The sequence below is a fragment of the Thermoanaerobaculia bacterium genome, from assembly GCA_035717485.1.
GTDB lineage: Bacteria > Acidobacteriota > Thermoanaerobaculia > UBA5066 > DATFVB01 > DATFVB01.
Genome location: DASTIQ010000295.1, coordinates 14,238 through 31,069, shown reverse-complemented (window position 1 = coordinate 31,069; position 16,832 = coordinate 14,238). Strand labels below are relative to the sequence as shown.

Sequence of the window (16,832 nt, the reverse complement as noted above, 5' to 3'; positions counted from 1 at the left end):
CTCTGGATCCGGCCGACTCCCGAGCTTTCGTTCCAGGTCTCTTCCGGCCACCTCGAGCACCCCGAGAAGATCGAGCCGGGGAACCAGACCCGCTCGACCGCGTCGATCGGCTGGCAGAAGGCGTTCCCGGGCGGCTTCTTTTCCGCGACGGCCATCGCCGGGCGGAACCTCGGCGCCTCGGGTCCGGAATGGGGAAGCACGCTGGAATGGACCTGGAAATTCGCCGACGCCAATTTCGCGTACGGGCGGGTCGAATCCGTCGATCGCGATCTCTACGAGCTGACCCACAAGCGCCAGCGGCCGGAGGACGTCGCGCCCGTCCGCACGACCGTCCAGGCCCTGACGCTGGGGTTCACGAGGGACGTGCGCCTGGTTTCCGAAGCCGAAACCGGGCTCGGCTTCGATGCGACGATCTACGGGTTCACGAACCGCCTGAATGCCGTCTACGGGTCGCACCCGGTGTCCATCCACGGATTCCTGCGCGTGCGCTTCGGGTCGAGCGGCGGGGAACACGCCGGTCACGGAGACATGAAGATGTGAGCGGGGTCCCGCCGCGTCGAGCCACGGGACGATGCGGCGCTCGCCCGGGTCGACCATTCTTCAGGCGCGAATCGGCCGCGCTCCTTCCCGGCCGTCCCGGGGAGCGGTCAGTGAGGACCCATTCCGCCGTTCATCATCGAGCTCGAGCCGTCCATCATGGAACCCACGACGACGTAGGGGTCGTTCGAGACGTTGTCCATCACGCTCGCGAACGCCATCATCGCCCCGGGCGATCCGTCGTCGAGCTGAATCCGCACCTGGAGCCCGGAGCCGCCGGAAAAACGGCTTTCGACGCCGCCGAGGACGTCGACGAACTGATGCGACGAGTAGGGCTGGATCGAGAAACGGTACTGCCGGGTGCCGGATGCCGGATCCGAGTCGTCGGCATCGAGGACTTCGACCGTTCCCGCGATCGGTGACGAGCTGGTGTCGACGACCATCACGTTGACGCGAGCCGTCGGCTGCGGGAGGAGCCCGGAGATCATGTATCGGTACGGGTTGCGGTCGCCGTCCGCCATTCCCGAAAACGATCCCATGGCCATCGACGACGGCATTCCCATGAAGGACATTCCGTAGGTCGCTCCTCCGCCCGCCAGGTCGTAGATGCGGATCGTGGCGCTCGCCGGGCTCGTCGAGAGGAGGCGGATGTTGCCGAGCCCCGCGTCGATCCCGAAGGTGTTGCGCAGGACATCCGGGAGGAACACCACGGACGTCGCCATCGGGATCACCGCGGTCGCCGCGGGCTGGGCCGAGCCGCTGTCCATCGCGTGGAATTCGAGGGTCACGGTGCCGCCTCCGGGCGATCGCACCCAGAGATCGGTGACCCAGAAGGAGCCCGTGGCTCCCGCGATGCGACCCGCTCCGGGCACGACGACGTCCGTGGACATCATGTCGACGGGCGAGGCGGACGCCAGGGACGCGAACAGGACGAGAGCGAGCAAGAATCGAACGAAACGCATGGTTCCTTCCCTCCGGGTCGCATCATGGCCGGTCGCCGGATTCCCCTCATGAGGCATACTCACCAGTCCCTTCGGCCAGAAGCCCGCCCGATCCCGCGGGCTCTGAACCCTTCACCGAAGGGCATTCGCGCGTCTACGAGTGGGCCGGGGCGATTTCCGCCGCCGGCTTCGGCGAAAATTTCCGCACCTCCGACCGCCACCTCCACATCTCGTAGATCGCCGGATAGACGAGGAGCTCCATCAGGAACGACGTGAAGAGCCCGCCGATCATCGGGGCGGCGATCCGCTTCATGACGTCCGCGCCGGCGCCGGTCGACCACATGATCGGAACGAGACCGAAGAACGCGCAGGCCACGGTCATGACCTTGGGGCGGACCCGCTTGACCGCGCCGTGGAGGATCGCCTCCCGGAGATCTTCCCGGGTCTTCATCGCGCCGCGCGCCTTCATCTCGTCGTAGGCGAGATCGAGATAGAGCAGCATGAAGACGCCGGTCTCGGCATCGAGTCCCAGGAGGGCGATCAGCCCGACCCAGACCCCGATCGACATGTGGTAGCCGAGCGCATAGAGGAGCCACACGGCGCCGACGGCCGAGAACGGGACGGCCAGGAGGACGAGGAACGTCTTCGGGAGGGACTTCGTGTTCATGTAGAGGAGCGCGAAGATCACGAAGAGCGTGATCGGAAGGACCACCTTCATCTTCTCCTGGACGCGCATCATCGCTTCGTACTGGCCGCTCCAGGTCAGCGTGTAGCCCGTCGGGAGCCTGAGGTTCGAAGCGACGGCGCTCTTCGCGTCCGCGATGTACCCCCCGATGTCGCGCTTCCCCGTGTCGACGTCGACGTAGACGTATCCGGAGAGGCGGCCGTCCTCGTCGCGGATCATGGAGGGGCCTTCGACGAGACGGATCGTCGCGAGCTGCGAGAGCGGAACCTGGGCGCCTCCGGGCGTCATGACGAGCGTCCGGCCGAGCTTGTCCGGCTCGTCGCGGAGCTCCCGGGGGTAGCGGACGTTGACCGGGTAGCGCTCCCGCCCCTCGACCGTCGTGGTCACATTCTCGCCTCCGATGGCGGACATCACGACGTCCTGGACCTCGCGGATCGTCAGCCCGTAGCGGCCGATCTCGGCGCGGTTCAGGTCGAAGTCCACGAAGTAACCTCCGGCGACACGCTCGCCGTAGACGCTTCGCGTTCCGGGGATCGTCTGGACGATGCCTTCGAGCTGCCGCCCGATGCGCTCGATCTCTTTCAGGTCCTTCCCGAAGATCTTGATGCCGACGGGAGTCCGGATCCCGGTCGTCAGCATGTCGATCCGGTTCTTGATCGGCATCGTCCAGGCGTTCGTCTGCCCGGGGAACTGCATCCGCGTGTTGATGTCGTTGACGAGGTCGTCCCAGGAGAGATGATCCGGCCAGAGCGGCCGGAAGACCGGCTGGAGGAATCCCGGCATCCACGAGGAATACCAGCGGTCCTTGTGCCGCCATTGAGAGTCCGGCTTGAGCAGGACGACGGTCTCCATCATCGAGAAGGGGGCGGGGTCGGTCGACGTCTCCGCGCGGCCGGCCTTGCCGAAGACCCGCTCCACTTCCGGCGTCTGCTTCAGGATCTGGTCCTGCCTCTGGAGGAGGCGCGCCGATTCCGTCACCGAGATGCCCGGCAGGGTCGTCGGCATGTAGAGGATCGACCCCTCGTTCAAGGGGGGCATGAACTCCGACCCGAGCTTCCGGAACGCCGGAATCGTGAGCAGCACGATCCCGAGGGCGGCCGCGATCACGGATCGCGGATGGCGAAGGACGAACTTCGCGGGCGGGTCGTAGAGGCGGAAGAGGATGCGCGAGATCGGATGCTTCTCTTCGGGATGCATCTTTCCGACGAGGACCGCGTTCGTGACGCGGCAGAGCCAGCGCGGCCGGAAGTCGTAGTTCTCGAGTCGCGTGAAGAGGAGCCGGATGGCGGGGTCGAGCGTGATGGCGAGCAGCGCCGCGATCGCCATGGCGAAGTTCTTCGTGAAAGCGAGCGGCCGGAAGAGGCGCCCTTCCTGGGCCTCGAGCGCGAAGACGGGGAGGAACGCGACGGCGATCACGAGAAGCGAGAAGAAGCTCGGCCGGCCGACCTCCTGGATCGCGTGGATGAGGACCTCCCGGTAGTCCCCCTTCCCGCCTCCCGACTGCCAGACCTCGAGCTTCTTGTGGGCGTTCTCGACGACGACGACGGCCGCGTCCACCAGCGCGCCGATCGCGACGGCGATGCCTCCGAGCGACATGATGTTCGTGCCGATCCCGAAGATCTTCATCGGGATGAAGGAAAGGACGACGGCCGCGGGGATCGTCACGATCGGAATCACGGCCGACGGAATGTGCCAGAGGAAGATCAGGATGATGAGCGACACGATCGCCATCTCGAGGACCAGCTCGTGCTTCAGGGTGTGGATCGAGCGCTCGATCAGTTCCGATCGGTCGTAGGTCGTGACGATCTTCACTCCCGGCGGGAGCGTCGGCTCGAGCGCCTTGAGGCGTTCCTTGACGCGGCGGATCACGTTCAGGGCGTTCTCTCCGTGGCGCATCACCACGACGCCGGAGGCGACTTCTCCCTCGCCGTCCAGCTCGGCGATCCCTCGGCGTATCTCCGGACCCAGCTGGATCGTCGCGACGTCCCGGAGACGCACGGGAGTCCCCTTGTCGTCGGTCTTGACGACGATCTCCTCGAGGTCGGAGATGCTCTTGACGTAGCCGCGCGCGCGGACCATGTACTCCGCGCCGCTCCATTCGATGAGCCGGCCGCCGACTTCGTTGTTCGAATCGCGGATCGCGTCGCCGATCTTCATGAGAGGAATGCCGTACGCGGCGAGCCGGTTGGGATCGACCGTGACCTGGTACTGGCGGACGAACCCTCCGAGGCTCGCGACCTCGGCGACGCCGGGAACGGACTGCAGCTCGTAGCGGATCGTCCAGTCCTGCAACGTCCGGAGATCCGCGAGCGAATGCTTCCCGGTCTTGTCGACGAGCGCGTACTGGAAGACCCATCCGACGCCGGTGGCGTCCGGGCCGAGCTCGGTCCGGACGCCTTCGGGAAGACGCTGCTGGATCTTGGAGAGATATTCGAGCACGCGGCTGCGGGCCCAGTACAGATCCGTCCCCTCGTCGAAGATGACGTAGACGTACGAATAGCCGAAGTCGGAGTAGCCGCGAATGGCCTTGATGTTCGCCGCTCCGAGGAGGGCCGTCACGATCGGATACGTGACCTGGTCTTCGATGATGTCGGGGCTCCGGTCCCAGCGCGAATAGACGATCACCTGCGTGTCGGAGAGATCGGGCAGCGCATCCATGGTGATGTGCCGGATGCTCCACACGCCCGCGAAGATCAGCGCCGCCACGAGGACGAGCACGACGAAGCGGTTGCGCGCGCTGTACGCGATGACTCTCTCGATCATGACGGCCTCACCGCGGACGCTCGGCCGGGGCGGGTTTCGGGGCCGACATCCCGGAAAGCGCGGCCTTCAGCCGCGATTCGGAGTCGATCAGGAAGTTCGCCTGGGTGACGACCGGATCGCCGGCCGCCAGCCCCGAAAGGACCTGGTAATAGCCGTCCATCCGGGCGCCGAGCTCGACCTCCCTCGGCTCGAAGCGGCCGCCGTCCCGCGGGACGAAGACGATCGCGCGGCTCCCCGTCGAGAGCACCGCGTCGACGGGGACCGCGAGGACTTCGGTCCCCGCCTGCTCGATGCGGACGTCCGTGAACATGTCGGGCTTCAACGTCATGTCGCGGTTGTCGAGGTCGATGCGGACGGTGACCGTTCGCGTCTTCTCGTCGACGACGGGCGAGACGAAGGAGATCCGGCCGCGCCATTGGCGGCCAGGCAGATAAGAGAGCGTGACGACCGCCGTTTGTCCGACGCGGACGAGGGGCAGCTCGTACTCGTAGACGTCGGCGAGCGCCCACACGCGCTGCAGACCCGCGATCTCGAAAAGGCTGTCCCCCGGCATGACCCGGTTTCCCTCGACGGCGTTCTTGGCCATGACGGTTCCGTCGATCGGGGAATAGAGCGTCAGGGCCTTCGTCGGGACCCCGGTCTTTTCCAGGTGTTCGATGTCCGCCGGCCGGATGTCCCAGAGGAGCAGGCGCTGGCGCGCCGAGTCGTACAGGTCCTTTCCGTTCTTCGCGAGATCCGGGTTCCCCGACTGGGAGAACTGCCGCCACGCGCGGTAGGCCAGCAGGTATTCCTGTTCGGTCGCGAGGAGATCGGGGCTGTAGATGGAAGCCAGAGGCTGCCCTTTCCGGACGGGCTTGCCGGTGTAGTCGACGAACAGGCGCTCGATGTAGCCCTCGAACTTCGCGTGGATGTGCGTGAGGGTCGTTTCGTCGACGGCGATCCGGCCGACGGCCCGCACCGTCTTCGACAGGTTCCGTTTCTCGACCTTCCCGATCTGCACGCCGATCAGCTGCTGGCGATCCGACCCGAGCTGGATCGACGAATATCCGGCCACGTCCTTCGAGGCGGCGCCCGCCGAGGCGCCGTCCTCGTAGACCGGCACCAGCTCCATGTCCATGAAGGGGGACTTGCCGGGCTTGTCCGACCTGTAACCCGGGGTCATCGGGTCCGTCCAGTAGAGGACCTTCCTCTTCGCCGGCGCTTCGGGTGCGACCGCTCGAGTCGCGGTCGGTTCGCCCCGTGTTCTTGCCGTCCGCGACCGGCCTCGGACGAGAAGCAGCACGATCGTGAAGCCGAACACGCCGGCGAGCATCCAGGGAAGAATGGCTTTGATCTTCATGACCGTTACCTCATCGAGCCCGCGGGGCTCGCGGCGTTGCTGGACATGGAGGCGGCGGGCCGCACGGAAGGCGCCATGGCCGGTCCCGTCTGCAGATCGGCCTCGTCGATCGCCACGCGCAGCTTTCCGGCGTCGGCGAGGCGGACGTACAGGTTGGATCGGTCCGAATACAGGGCGTTCAAGGCGTCGAGGACCGTGACGAAGGGAACGCGGCCGGTTCGATAGCTCGCGATCGCCGATTCGAGCGAAAGCTGGTCGATGGGAATGACCCCGTCGCGATCGATCTGCGCCGCCCGCAGAACGCCCTTGAGGGTTTCGTAGCGCTCGCGAGTGCGGAATTCGAGCTCCTGCCTCGCGGAAGCGAGCCGGGCCTCTCCCGATTGGAGGTTCGCTTCGGCCTCGCGGAGCCGGTTGCGCTGGCGGGAGCCCGAATAGATCGGAAGCGAGATTCCGAGGCCGACCTGCCACATCGGATCGAGGCCGCCGCGGTACATCGGGCCGGCGCTCGCGACGAAATCGGGAAGGAATTCCTTTTTCGTGAGGTCGACGCGAAGCTTGTCCGTCTGAATGGCCGCCTCGGCTCCGGCGAGCTCCGGGTGCCCGGCGCGGATGCTTTCGAGCAGTCGGGAGAGCTCCGGCAGAGCCGGGTCGAGGTCGAGCGGCCGGGCGTTTTCGACCGGCATGTCCTGAGGCCTCCCGACGGCCCGGTCGAGATCGGCCAGCCGCGCGGCCACGTTCGCCGTCTCGACGGCGGCTTCTTCGTCCAGCCGAAGGATCTCGGCCTGAGCCCGCAGGAGGTCCTGCTGGACGGCGAGCCCCGCCGAGTAGCGCGCCCGGACGACGCCTTCGATCTCTCGCCACGTCGAGCGGCGCTCTTCCGCCAGATTCCGGAGAGCGGTCGCGAGCTGCCATTCGGCGTAGGCGCGGCGGACGCGGGCCTCGACGGATCGCCGGGAACGGCCGAGGACCGCCGATTCGACCTGCTTCGCCTCGCCTCCCGCGATCTCCCCGGCGAGCCGGAGTTTCCCCGGCCAGGGGAGGGGCTGGGAGAACGTCGCTCCCAGGAAGGTCATTTCCTTCGTCCCGAGACTGAACTGTCTCCCGTCGTTCTGATAGTTCAACGACAGGAAGGGATCGGGGAGCGTCCCGGCGGGAGCGATTCGAAATCGCGCGGCGTCGGCCTCCGCCGCCGCGCTGCGCGCATCCGGATTTTCGTGAAGGGCCTCCTCGACCAGGCGCTCGAGCACGGGATCGCTCGTGTCGGCGATCTTGGTCGGCGGCGCGCCGCCGACAACGGCCGGCACCGCGGCCGCGAACAGGGCCATCATCCATGGAGTCTTCGGGATTCCCATCTGGATCTCCTTCGCCTGCGACTGAGGGGACACGTCTCCCGGGGAGACGCGCGGCGAAGGAAAGGTCAGATGCGGAGAGGAGGGCCGGGGAGATCGTCGCGGGCGACGCGCTGCCGGACGGGCACGGGGAAGGAAATCGTCGGGGAGGATACCGTGGCGATCGCGACGAGCGGGGACGGACCGGGCGTCGCCGGCGCGCTGAGGATAGCTTCGGGCCGCGGCGCTGCCGGAGCCATCCGCGGGCAGCTCCGGTCCGTGCAGCAATCGGGCGCGGCGAGAGAACCGGAGGGCGCCGAATCGACGCCCATCGCGCATCCCGCGGCGGCGGGCGGAGCGGCCAGACCGAAAACGAGGAGGACCAGCACTCCACCGGCCAGGAAGCCCTTCCGCAGTTTTCGGAGCTTCTTGGACATCAACGACATTGTGGAGCGGAGCCGGGAGTGGGGAAATGAATCATTTGCATCAACTCGCTCATTCGTCCGATAACCCGCCGGGCCGGAAATTTTATTCCGTCGAAGGACGGACCGCGGCGGCTCTCCATCCGGCGCGTCACCCGGTCTATCCGAGGCGGCGGATCGTGAATACCAGCGCGATGATCGTGCCCAGGATGAGCACGAGCGACAACAGCAGTCCCCGACGGCGATAGTCGCGCTCCGCCATCGCGCGGTGGCCCGCGGCTTCGGCGGCGCGGGCGATCGCGAGACCTTCGTCGGCGTCCTTGCGGACCGCGGCGAGCTGGAGCTCGTGAACGTCCGTTCGGGCCTTGGTCAGCGCCTCCTCGGCGTTCGTGAGGTCGAACTTCTGCTTCGAGACCTCCATCCCGGCTTCGGAGGCGGTCTCGAGCACGCGATGCGCGGCCTCGATCCGCGTCCTCAGCGCGACGATGTCGCCGTGCATCGCGGTCGTCGCGACGTCGCAGCGATCCCCTTTCTCGTGGCACGAGCCGCATCGACCCGTCGGCCCGGTTCCGAGGAATTCCTCGGTCGGCGCGGCGATGTCGTGGTTTCCGTGGCACGTGACGCATCCGGGGAGGCCGAGATCTTCGAAGGCGCGCGCGTGGGCGCTCGCCCGGAACTTTTCCGCGAATACCGCGTGGCAGGTCCCGCAGACGTTGGCGACGGAGGTCACCGCCGGCGGCGTCGCCCCGTGGTTCCCGTGACAGGAGTTGCAGGTCGGCGCCGAGATGTCGCCTTTCTCGTACATCGCCTTCGCGTGCACGCTCGTCATGTACTTCGCGTAGACGTCCGAGGGAAGGTGGTACGAGGCCATGAGCGCCGCGTCCCCGTGGCAGGTGTTGCACGTCTTCGCGACCCGCGTCGGGTAGACCGGAGAGCGCGAATCCTTGATCGGGAGGATCCCGTGCGCGCCGTGGCAGTTCGCGCACTCGGCGACGCGCTGATCGCCCTTCGCGAGCATCTGCCCGTGCTTGCTGGTCTTGTATTCGGAGAGCTCGTCCACGCGCAGCGACGGGTTGTACTGCTTCATCATCGCGGCGTCGCTGTGGCATTTCGCGCAGACCCCCGGGATCTGGGCGTGCGCCGGCTTGCCGATGAATCCCTTTTTCGGGTCGTGCGCGGCGTCCATGTCGTCCTGCGTCGGGTCGCCGCCGTGACAGTTCGCGCACGTGAATCCGGCCTTCGCGTGGACGTCCTCTTTCTGGAAGGCGCGGGCCGGCGGCGAGAGCGTGTCGTCGTCCAGCGAGAGGTGGCATTTCAGGCACGCGTTCACCGGCGCCGGGACCGCGGGCGGCGGAGCGAGGCGGGGAGACGGAGCGGCGGACCCGAGGCCGGCGGCGAGCGCGAGCGCGGCGGCGAGCGCGGAAATCTTCACGAGGCGCCCGCGCCCGGCTGCGGGAGCAGCGCGAGGACCGTCAGCGCGAGCGCCGCCAGCAGCAGCAGCACGCCGATCCGGTTCCACCAGGGCGAGGAGCGCCCCTCCACCGCCCTCCCGTCGAGGAACGGGACGAGCAGGACCACGAGCCCGATCACCCCGAAACCGACGATTCCGAAGAGCTCGCCGGGGATTCCGGCGATCGTCGCGGGAAGGTACTTGAGCGCCTGGAACATCGAGAGGAAGTACCACTCGGGCCGAATGCCGGCGGGAGCGGGAGCGAAAGGATCGGCCTTGCGGCCGAGCTCCCAGGGAAAGAAGACGCAGAGGACCGCGAGAAGCGCGACGGCGGTCAGCCAGCCGACCATGTCGCGCAGGAGGAAGTCCGGGAAGAACTTCATGCGCCGCGGCGGTCCGGCGCGCTCGACCGCGGGCGGAACGCTCATGCCGTGGAGCTGCACGAGATAGAGGTGGATCCCCAGGAGGAGGGTCGCGGTCGCGGGCAGGATCGCGACGTGGACGCCGTAGAAGCGCGACAGGGTCGCGCCGGTCACGTCGGAGCCGCCGCGGAGGATGCGGGAAAGGAGGGGCCCGATTCCCGGGATCTGCGCCGGCACGTCGGTCCCGACCTTCGTCGCGAAGTAGGAAAGGGTGTTCCACGGCAGCAGGTATCCCGAAAAGCCGAACGCGAAGGCGAGGAAGAGCAGGGCCGTGCCCGAGAGCCAGGTGAACTGCCTCGGCGGCCGATACGCTTTCTCGAAGAACGCGGACAGGAAGTGCAGGATCACGACCCCGACGAAGATGTTCGCTCCCCAGGAGTGGATCGAGCGGATCAGCCAGCCGAAGGGGACTTCCGCCATGATGTACTGGACGCTTTCGTACGCCTCCGAGGCGCTCGGACGGTAGTAGAGCAGGAGCAGGATCCCGGTCGCCGCCTGGATCAGGAAGAGGAACAGGGCCATTCCCCCGAGGTAGTAGAAGACCATCGACCCGTGAACGGGGACGTCCTTCTTCTCGGTGAAATGGCGCAGCTTCTCCCAGCCGACCGCTTCGAGCGCTCGCTCGCGGAACCCGATCTCACGCTTTGCGGACAACGATCTTGTCTCCGCGAACGTTGACCTCGAGCGCCGTGAGCGGCCGGGGAGGCGGTCCCGACACGTTCCCCCCGTCGAGGTTGTACGTTCCGTTGTGGCAGGCGCACCAGACGTCCGAACGATCCTTCCGGTACTGAACCGTGCAGTTCAGATGGGTGCAGACGGCGCTGAGCGCCTTGAGCTCACCGGCGGGAGTTCGGAAGACCAGGATCGGCTTGCCCCCGAACGGCACGATCCGTCCGGAATTCGGAGGGAGATCCGAGGATTTGAAGGGGAGCTCGAGCTCCGAGAGGGACGGCTCGGACGTGACCGGGGGGATCAGGTACCGGAGCACCGGATAGAGGAACGAGAGGATCGTCGCGCCGACGCTCGTCGCCAGGAATGCGGAGAGCCACCGCCGCCTCGAGTCGTCCAGCGGAGGACCGGAAAGCGGCGGCGGCTCGGTCGACATCGTGTCGATTTCCCGGGGTCAGTCCTTTCCGCCGGGGTAGTCCTTCAGCCAGTTCACGTCGACTTCCTTGGCGTTCTTCTTTTCCATCTGGGCGAGGAGCCACTTGCCGCGATCGTTCAGCTGCTGCTTGGCGTTTTCCTTCTTCGGGAGCTTCTCCGTGTGGCAATAGAGACAATTCGTCGCCGGATAGCCGGCTTCCTTCGCCTGCTTGACGTAGGCCGCCTTCGCGGACAGAGATTCGGCGCCCATCACCGCCAGGTAAATCGCCGCCGCCGTCCCCAGGATCTTCTTGGTCGAGTTCATCGGTCCTCCTTGAGGCGGAATTCTTTCAGAAGACCGCGGGAGCGGAGTAGTGCAAATGAATCAATCCGATCGCGGCGGCCGGGGCGGGCATCCGCCGGATATCATCCGCGCATGATCGCCATGGAAGACGCCGGCGGGGTCGCCGTTCTCCGCATGGACGACGGCAAGGCCAACGCGATCCAGGATCGCTTCCTCGCGGATCTGGAGGGCGCGCTCGACCGCGCCGCCGGCGCCCCGGCCCTCGTGCTGACGGGGGCCCGGAAGATCTTCAGCGCCGGGCTCGACCTTCCGGCGCTCGCGTCGCTCCCGCGCGAGGCGATCGGCGGCCTGATGCGCGACTTCCACCGGACCATGCTCCGCGTGTTCCTCTGGCCGGCGCCCGTCGTCTGCGCCGTCAACGGACACGCGTTCGCCGGCGGCTGCGTGCTCGCGATGCAGGCCGACCGGCGCGTGATGGCGGAAGGCGATACGAAGATCGGGATCAACGAGGTCCGCCTCGGCCTGCAACTTCCCGCGATCGTCATCGAAACCTTCCGGGCCCAGCTCTCCCCGGGATCGCTCGCGGCGGCGGCCCTCGAGGGGAAGCTCTTCACTCCGCGGGAAGCGGAGGAGGCGGGAATCGTCGACGAGGTGGTGCTGGCGGCGGATCTCGAGAGACGCGCCGCCGAGATCGCCCGCGGTCTCGCCGAAGGAGGCGCGGCGTTCGGCGCGATCAAGGCGATGCTGCGTCGGCCGGCCGCGGATGCGCTCGCGCGGCAGTCCGAAGAGGATGCCCGCGCCTGGCTCGACGGCTGGTTCTCGGAGGCCGGCCGGCGCAAGGTCGCCGACGCGGTGGCCCGCCTCCAGAGCCGGTCGTGACCCCTCTGCCCTCCCTTTCGGGCGAGGAATACCGGAGGCTCGTGGAGCACGGGCCCGTGATGGTCTGGCGTTCGGGCGAAGACGGGGGCTGCGACTATTTCAACGCGTCGTGGCTCCGTTTCACGGGCCGACCGATCGAGGACGAGCTCGGAGACGGCTGGTCGGCGGGAGTTCATCCCGACGATCTCGGCTCGTGCCTTCGCGTCTACCGCGACCACTTCCGGCGGCGCGCGCCGTTCGAGATGGAGTACCGGCTTCGCCGGAACGACGGCGCGTATCGCTGGGTCGTGGACCGGGGGACGCCGAGCTTCGACGGTGCGCGATTCCGCGGTTTCATCGGCTCGTGCGTCGACATCCACGAGCGCCACGAGGCGGCCGAGACCAAGGAGGTCTTCCTCCGGATGATGGCGCACGAACTGCGCACGCCTCTCCAGTCGATCCGGATGTTCGTCGAGGTGATGCGCCGGCAGGCGGGGTCCGGAATTCCGAACACCGGAGACACGTTCCGAAAACTGATGGCCCAGCTCGAGCGGCTCTCGCGGCTCGTCGACGACCTCGCGATCGCGAGCCGCGCCGGGGAGCTCGCCGTCGCGCCTCCCGTTCCGGTCGACCTCGCGGCCCTCGTCCGGGGGGTCGTCGAATTCCGCGCGCACGCTCTCGAGGCCGAAGACGGCCGCCGCCGGCACACGATCGAGGTCGTCGAAGGGGAGGGGGTGCCCCTCCCGGTTGCCGGCGATCCCGCGCGGCTCCAGCAGGTGTTCGCGAACGTCCTCGAGAACGCGATCAAGTACTCGCCGGAGGGAGGCGCGATCCGCGTCTCTCTCGCCCGCGACGGAAGCCGGGCCGTCGTGCGGATCGCCGACTCCGGAATCGGCATCCCCGGGCCGGAGGTGGCATCGATCGGGCGGAGGTTTTTCCGGGGGAGCAACGTTTCGGATCGGAACTACCCGGGGCTCGGGCTGGGCTTCGCGCTCGCCCGCGAGATCGTCGAGCGGCACGGCGGAACGATCGGGATCGAGAGCGCGCTCGGACGCGGAACGACGGTTTCGGTGTCGCTGCCCGCGGCGTCAGAGTGAGGCGCGGCCGAGCCGCTCGAGGAGAGAACCGAGGAACTGTTCCCGCCGTTTGAGATTTTCCCGGAAATCCTGGTCCTCCGTTCCCGCGACTTCCATGCGCAGGTCGGAGAGCGCGCTTTCGCAGACTTCCCGGAGCAGCTGGGCTTCGCGGGCGTCGAGATCGAGCGTCATGGAGCGGAAGGGCTGCAAGAATCGGACCGTCCGGCAGCTCCGGGCGCCTCGGCGATGAAGGCGTACGGAAACGGACGCCGAGCGCCCGGCGGCCCGCCGGAGCCGGATCCCCTGGCGTATCGCCCGCGCCCGTCCGCTACAAAGGCGGTGGCTCGACCTTGACGGCCTCTCCCCCCCACACCGTCGGCGCGCCTTCCGCCGCCGCGGTCCTGTCGTAGCCGGCCACGTCCTCGGCGACGATCCGGTTGAACTCGGCGAGCCGCGAATCGAGCTCTCCGCGGAGCCGGGTGATCTCCTCGCGCGCCGCGTCGGTGGGGGCCGCGTCCCCCATGAAGGAGAGCTGGCGCGCGAGCGACTCGTAGGAGTCGTGGAGGCGCGAGTGGAAGTGGATCGAGTCGGCGCCCACGTCGTACTGTCGCTCGGAGTTGTACACGGAGTCCTGCCACGCGGCGAGCTTCGCCTCGAGGGCCTTCGCGGCCGCCGCCGCCTTCGGGAAGCGGGGCGGCTTCTCCGGAGAGCCCTCGTCCCGCCCCAGCCGCTCGGTCTTCTTGAGCTCGCCGCGGAGGTCGTGCGTGCGGTTCAACGCTTCGTTGAGCGCGGTCAATTCGTTGCGCGCCTCGAGAGCGGCGCGCGCGCCCTCGCGGGCGGCGTCGGCCCGCGGCGGGATCCGCGGGTCCGGCTCGACCCGGGCGGTCTTCTTCTCGGTCTTTCCGCGGACGGTCACGGCGACGGTGTACTCGCCCGGGAGGACGCGCGGGCCCTCGCCGGGCGAGAAGAACTCGTTGGGCGGCGGGCGCTTCTGGAAGGCGACCGGAGTCTCGCCGTCGTATCGCATGTCCCAGACCCAGCGGTTCAGACCCGCCTTCGACGGTCCGTACCGCGTCGCGACCGCCCGCCCGGCGGCGTCCGTCACGACGATCCGGACGGGCGTCTTCTTGGGGCCCGGGCCCGGCTCTTCCTTCTCGTCGTCGCTCTTGATCTCGGATTTCAGGGAATAGTCGACGCGGACGCCGGACGGGGGGTTGGGGGCGGCGCCGAGATCGCGCGAGAAGCCGCCCCGGTTCCAGAGGTGGTACAGGACGCCCGGCTGCGTGTCGAAGAGATGGAAATCTTCCGCCTCGACCGCCGGCGTCGCCTCTTCCAGCGGAGAGATCGCGTCCAACACGAAGAGACCGCGCCCATGGGTCGCGACCACGAGATCACGGCGCACGAATTTCACGTCGAACACCGCGGCGGTCGGCATGTCGGCGCGCAGCTTCTCCCAATGCCCTCCCGCGTCGCGAGAGACGTAGACGCCGGCGCCCGTTCCGGCGACGAGGAACCCGCGGCGGTTCGGGTTCTCGCGGATCACGAACACCGGCTCGTCCGGCGGGAGCCCCGCCGCGATCGACGTCCACGTCTTTCCGCCGTCGGCGGTCTTCCAGGCGTACGGCCGGTCGTCGTCGAGCTCGTGCGCGTCGAAAGGCGCGTACGCGGACGCCGGGTCGAAGGGCGAGACGCCGATCTGGTAGACGCGGGCCCACGCGGGAGCGCCCTTCGGCGTCACGTTCGTCCACGTCTTCCCCCCGTCGCGCGTCACGTGGACGAGCCCGTCGTCGCTCCCGGTCCAGATCGTCCCCGGATCGCGGTCCGCGATCGTGATCGAGAGGAGGGTGTCGTAGGTCTCCGCGCCCGAGAGGTCGAGATTGATCGGGCCGCCGCTCGCGACCTGCTTGGCCTTGTCGTTCCGGGTCAGATCCGGGCTCGCGGCCTCCCAATGCTCGCCGCCGTCCTTCGACCGGAACACGACGTTCCCGCCGAGGTACACCTCGTTGGCGTCCGAGGCCGAGACGGCGATGGGGGAGGTCCAGTTGAAGCGGTACCGGAGCTCGGACGGAGTCCGGTCCTCGACCCCGAGGAGATACGGCTGGACGTAGCGGGAGACGTGGGTCTTCGTGTCGAGGCGGCTGATCGAGCCGTTCTGCGAATCGGAATAGACGATCGTCGGATCGCTCGGAGCCGGAACCGCGTACTCGCCGTCGCCGCCGGTCGTCACGTACCAGTCCGCGCCGGTGATCCCGGAACGGCTCAGGCTGTCCGACGTGCCGCACCAGGCGTTGTTGTCCTGGAGGCCGCCGCAGAGGTGATACGGAGTCTGCGAGTCGGCGGCGACCATGTAGAACTGCTCGATCGGGATGTTGTTCCAGTACCGCCAGCTCTTCCCGCGGTCCTCGCTGACGTACGCACCGCCGTCGTTTCCCTGCACCATGCGCGCGGGATCCGACGGGTCGATCCAGAGCGCGTGGTGGTCGACGTGGACGCCCCGGTCGATCGGGCGCGCCGTCTTTCCGCCGTCATCGGACTGTACGAGGTCGAACGACAGGAAATAGACCCGGCGCTCGTCCTCGGGAGAAACGAAGAGGCGGGAGAAGTAGAAGGGGCGCACGTCGAGCAGATGGCTCTCGCTCACCTTCTTCCACTCGTCTCCGCGGTCGGTCGAATCCCAGAGCATCCCCTTCTTCGCTTCGATCAGCGCGTAGACGTGGCGCGGGTCGCTCGGCGCGGCCGCGATCGCGATCCGGCCGAAGGGACCGTCGGGCAGGCCTTTCGTGAGCTTCTTCCAGGTATCGCCGCCGTCGGTCGAACGGTAGATCCCGCTCCCGCCGCCGCCGCTGACGAGCTCCCACGGGTAGCGCCGCGCCTCCCAGAGGGCGGCGTACAGGACGCGGGGGTTCCCGGGCTCCATGACGAGGTCGATCGCCCCCGTCTTGTCGTCGACGAAGAGGACCTTCTTCCACGTGGCGCCGCCGTCGGTCGTGCGGAAGACCCCGCGGTCCGGGTTGGGTCCCCACTCGTGCCCGAAGACCGAAACCCACACCACGTCGGGATTCGTCGGATGGATCACGATGTTGGAAATCTGCCCGGCGTGTTCGAGGCCCGCCCGCTTCCAGCTCTGGCCCGCGTCCCCCGAGACGTAGATCCCGCGCCCGGGGAGCGCGTCGTTGCGGATGTTCGCCTCCCCGGTCCCGACCCACACGACGGCCGGATTCGACGGCGCGACGGCGATCGCTCCGATCGACGCGGTCGCTTCCTTCTCGAAGACCGCCTTCCAGGACAGCCCTCCGTCGATCGTTTTCCAGATCCCGCCTCCGGCCGCCCCGACGTAATACACGTTCCGGTCGCCCGGAATCCCGGCCACGCAGCTCACGCGCCCGCCGCCCACGGAGGGGCCGAGGTTCCGGATCTTCACGTTCGCGAAGAAATCGGAGGGTTCGGCTTCCGCCGGCGAGGCGGACGGCGCCGGCGGGGCGGCGGGTCGGCGCGCGAACGCCGGGAAGGCCGCGAAGGCCACGAGCAGGGCGGACAGGAGGCGGAGCTTCGTCATCATCGGTTCTCCTCGTTGATCGTCAAACGATATCAAACGCTTCGGGGAAGCCCATCGTTACCCGGGAG

At 67.9% G+C, this 16,832-nt stretch carries 14 protein-coding genes; 3 read left to right on the top strand and 11 right to left on the bottom strand.

Features of this window, described 5'->3' with window-relative positions; all coding sequences use genetic code 11:
* Positions 1 to 540 (top strand): hypothetical protein (locus tag VFS34_15580; protein ID HET9795874.1); only part of this gene is annotated, 540 nt, incomplete at its 5' end.
* A 107-nt stretch (positions 541 to 647) separates the two neighbouring features.
* Here VFS34_15580 and VFS34_15575 read toward each other — a convergent pair.
* The 9 genes from VFS34_15575 to VFS34_15535 all read right to left on the bottom strand — a co-directional run bounded on the left by VFS34_15575 (position 648) and on the right by VFS34_15535 (position 11,295).
* Positions 648 to 1,499, bottom strand: a complete 852-nt coding sequence (locus tag VFS34_15575) for a hypothetical protein (GenBank protein ID HET9795873.1) — start codon at positions 1,497 to 1,499, stop codon at positions 648 to 650.
* A 133-nt stretch (positions 1,500 to 1,632) separates the two neighbouring features.
* Complete coding sequence (locus VFS34_15570; GenBank protein ID HET9795872.1) at positions 1,633 to 4,926, bottom strand: CusA/CzcA family heavy metal efflux RND transporter; 3,294 nt, start codon at positions 4,924 to 4,926, stop codon at positions 1,633 to 1,635.
* Positions 4,927 to 4,933: 7 nt separating this feature from the next.
* Positions 4,934 to 6,265 (bottom strand): efflux RND transporter periplasmic adaptor subunit, encoded by a 1,332-nt coding sequence (locus VFS34_15565; protein HET9795871.1) that lies wholly within the window; start codon positions 6,263 to 6,265, stop codon positions 4,934 to 4,936.
* 5 nt (positions 6,266 to 6,270) lie between these two features.
* The gene (locus VFS34_15560; protein ID HET9795870.1) at positions 6,271 to 7,650 is read right to left on the bottom strand and encodes a TolC family protein; all 1,380 of its coding nucleotides are present in this window, start codon (positions 7,648 to 7,650) and stop codon (positions 6,271 to 6,273) included.
* A 32-nt stretch (positions 7,651 to 7,682) separates the two neighbouring features.
* Entirely contained in the window at positions 7,683 to 8,030 is a 348-nt protein-coding gene (locus tag VFS34_15555) for a hypothetical protein (protein ID HET9795869.1), read from the bottom strand.
* A 145-nt stretch (positions 8,031 to 8,175) separates the two neighbouring features.
* Positions 8,176 to 9,447 (bottom strand): cytochrome c3 family protein, encoded by a 1,272-nt coding sequence (locus VFS34_15550; GenBank protein HET9795868.1) that lies wholly within the window; start codon positions 9,445 to 9,447, stop codon positions 8,176 to 8,178.
* The gene (locus tag VFS34_15545; protein ID HET9795867.1) at positions 9,444 to 10,541 is read right to left on the bottom strand and encodes a cytochrome bc complex cytochrome b subunit; all 1,098 of its coding nucleotides are present in this window, start codon (positions 10,539 to 10,541) and stop codon (positions 9,444 to 9,446) included. The genes VFS34_15550 and VFS34_15545 overlap by 4 nt, the downstream gene beginning before the upstream one ends.
* Positions 10,525 to 10,992 carry a Rieske (2Fe-2S) protein gene (locus VFS34_15540; protein HET9795866.1) on the bottom strand — a complete coding sequence of 156 codons (468 nt, stop codon included), beginning with the start codon at positions 10,990 to 10,992 and terminating at the stop codon, positions 10,525 to 10,527. The genes VFS34_15545 and VFS34_15540 overlap by 17 nt, the downstream gene beginning before the upstream one ends.
* Before the next feature lie 18 nt (positions 10,993 to 11,010).
* The gene (locus tag VFS34_15535; protein ID HET9795865.1) at positions 11,011 to 11,295 is read right to left on the bottom strand and encodes a hypothetical protein; all 285 of its coding nucleotides are present in this window, start codon (positions 11,293 to 11,295) and stop codon (positions 11,011 to 11,013) included.
* A 111-nt stretch (positions 11,296 to 11,406) separates the two neighbouring features.
* Here VFS34_15535 and VFS34_15530 point away from each other — a divergent pair, with 111 nt between their 5' ends.
* Together VFS34_15530 and VFS34_15525 are read left to right on the top strand one after the other, a co-directional pair.
* On the top strand, positions 11,407 to 12,153 hold the full coding sequence (locus VFS34_15530) for an enoyl-CoA hydratase-related protein (GenBank protein HET9795864.1): 747 nt from the start codon (positions 11,407 to 11,409) through the stop codon (positions 12,151 to 12,153).
* On the top strand, positions 12,150 to 13,229 hold the full coding sequence (locus tag VFS34_15525) for a PAS domain-containing sensor histidine kinase (GenBank protein HET9795863.1): 1,080 nt from the start codon (positions 12,150 to 12,152) through the stop codon (positions 13,227 to 13,229). The genes VFS34_15530 and VFS34_15525 overlap by 4 nt, the downstream gene beginning before the upstream one ends.
* On the opposite strand, the gene VFS34_15520 is transcribed toward VFS34_15525, so the two are convergent.
* Together VFS34_15520 and VFS34_15515 are read right to left on the bottom strand one after the other, a co-directional pair.
* Positions 13,221 to 13,400: a hypothetical protein gene (locus VFS34_15520; protein ID HET9795862.1), complete on the bottom strand. Its 180-nt coding sequence runs from the start codon at positions 13,398 to 13,400 to the stop codon at positions 13,221 to 13,223. The genes VFS34_15525 and VFS34_15520 overlap by 9 nt on opposite strands.
* A gap of 136 nt (positions 13,401 to 13,536) precedes the next feature.
* Positions 13,537 to 16,764: a hypothetical protein gene (locus VFS34_15515; protein ID HET9795861.1), complete on the bottom strand. Its 3,228-nt coding sequence runs from the start codon at positions 16,762 to 16,764 to the stop codon at positions 13,537 to 13,539.
* Between the last annotated feature and the right edge of the window lie 68 nt (positions 16,765 to 16,832).

Coding starts and splice junctions, on each gene's coding strand:
- VFS34_15520 (HET9795862.1), bottom strand. CDS start 13,400: ATGACGCTCGATCTCGACGCCCGCGAAGCCCAGCTGCTCCGGGAAGTC.
- VFS34_15540 (HET9795866.1), bottom strand. CDS start 10,992: ATGTCGACCGAGCCGCCGCCGCTTTCCGGTCCTCCGCTGGACGACTCG.
- VFS34_15570 (HET9795872.1), bottom strand. CDS start 4,926: ATGATCGAGAGAGTCATCGCGTACAGCGCGCGCAACCGCTTCGTCGTG.
- VFS34_15530 (HET9795864.1), top strand. CDS start 11,407: ATGATCGCCATGGAAGACGCCGGCGGGGTCGCCGTTCTCCGCATGGAC.
- VFS34_15555 (HET9795869.1), bottom strand. CDS start 8,030: ATGTCCAAGAAGCTCCGAAAACTGCGGAAGGGCTTCCTGGCCGGTGGA.
- VFS34_15565 (HET9795871.1), bottom strand. CDS start 6,265: ATGAAGATCAAAGCCATTCTTCCCTGGATGCTCGCCGGCGTGTTCGGC.
- VFS34_15515 (HET9795861.1), bottom strand. CDS start 16,764: ATGACGAAGCTCCGCCTCCTGTCCGCCCTGCTCGTGGCCTTCGCGGCC.
- VFS34_15575 (HET9795873.1), bottom strand. CDS start 1,499: ATGCGTTTCGTTCGATTCTTGCTCGCTCTCGTCCTGTTCGCGTCCCTG.
- VFS34_15535 (HET9795865.1), bottom strand. CDS start 11,295: ATGAACTCGACCAAGAAGATCCTGGGGACGGCGGCGGCGATTTACCTG.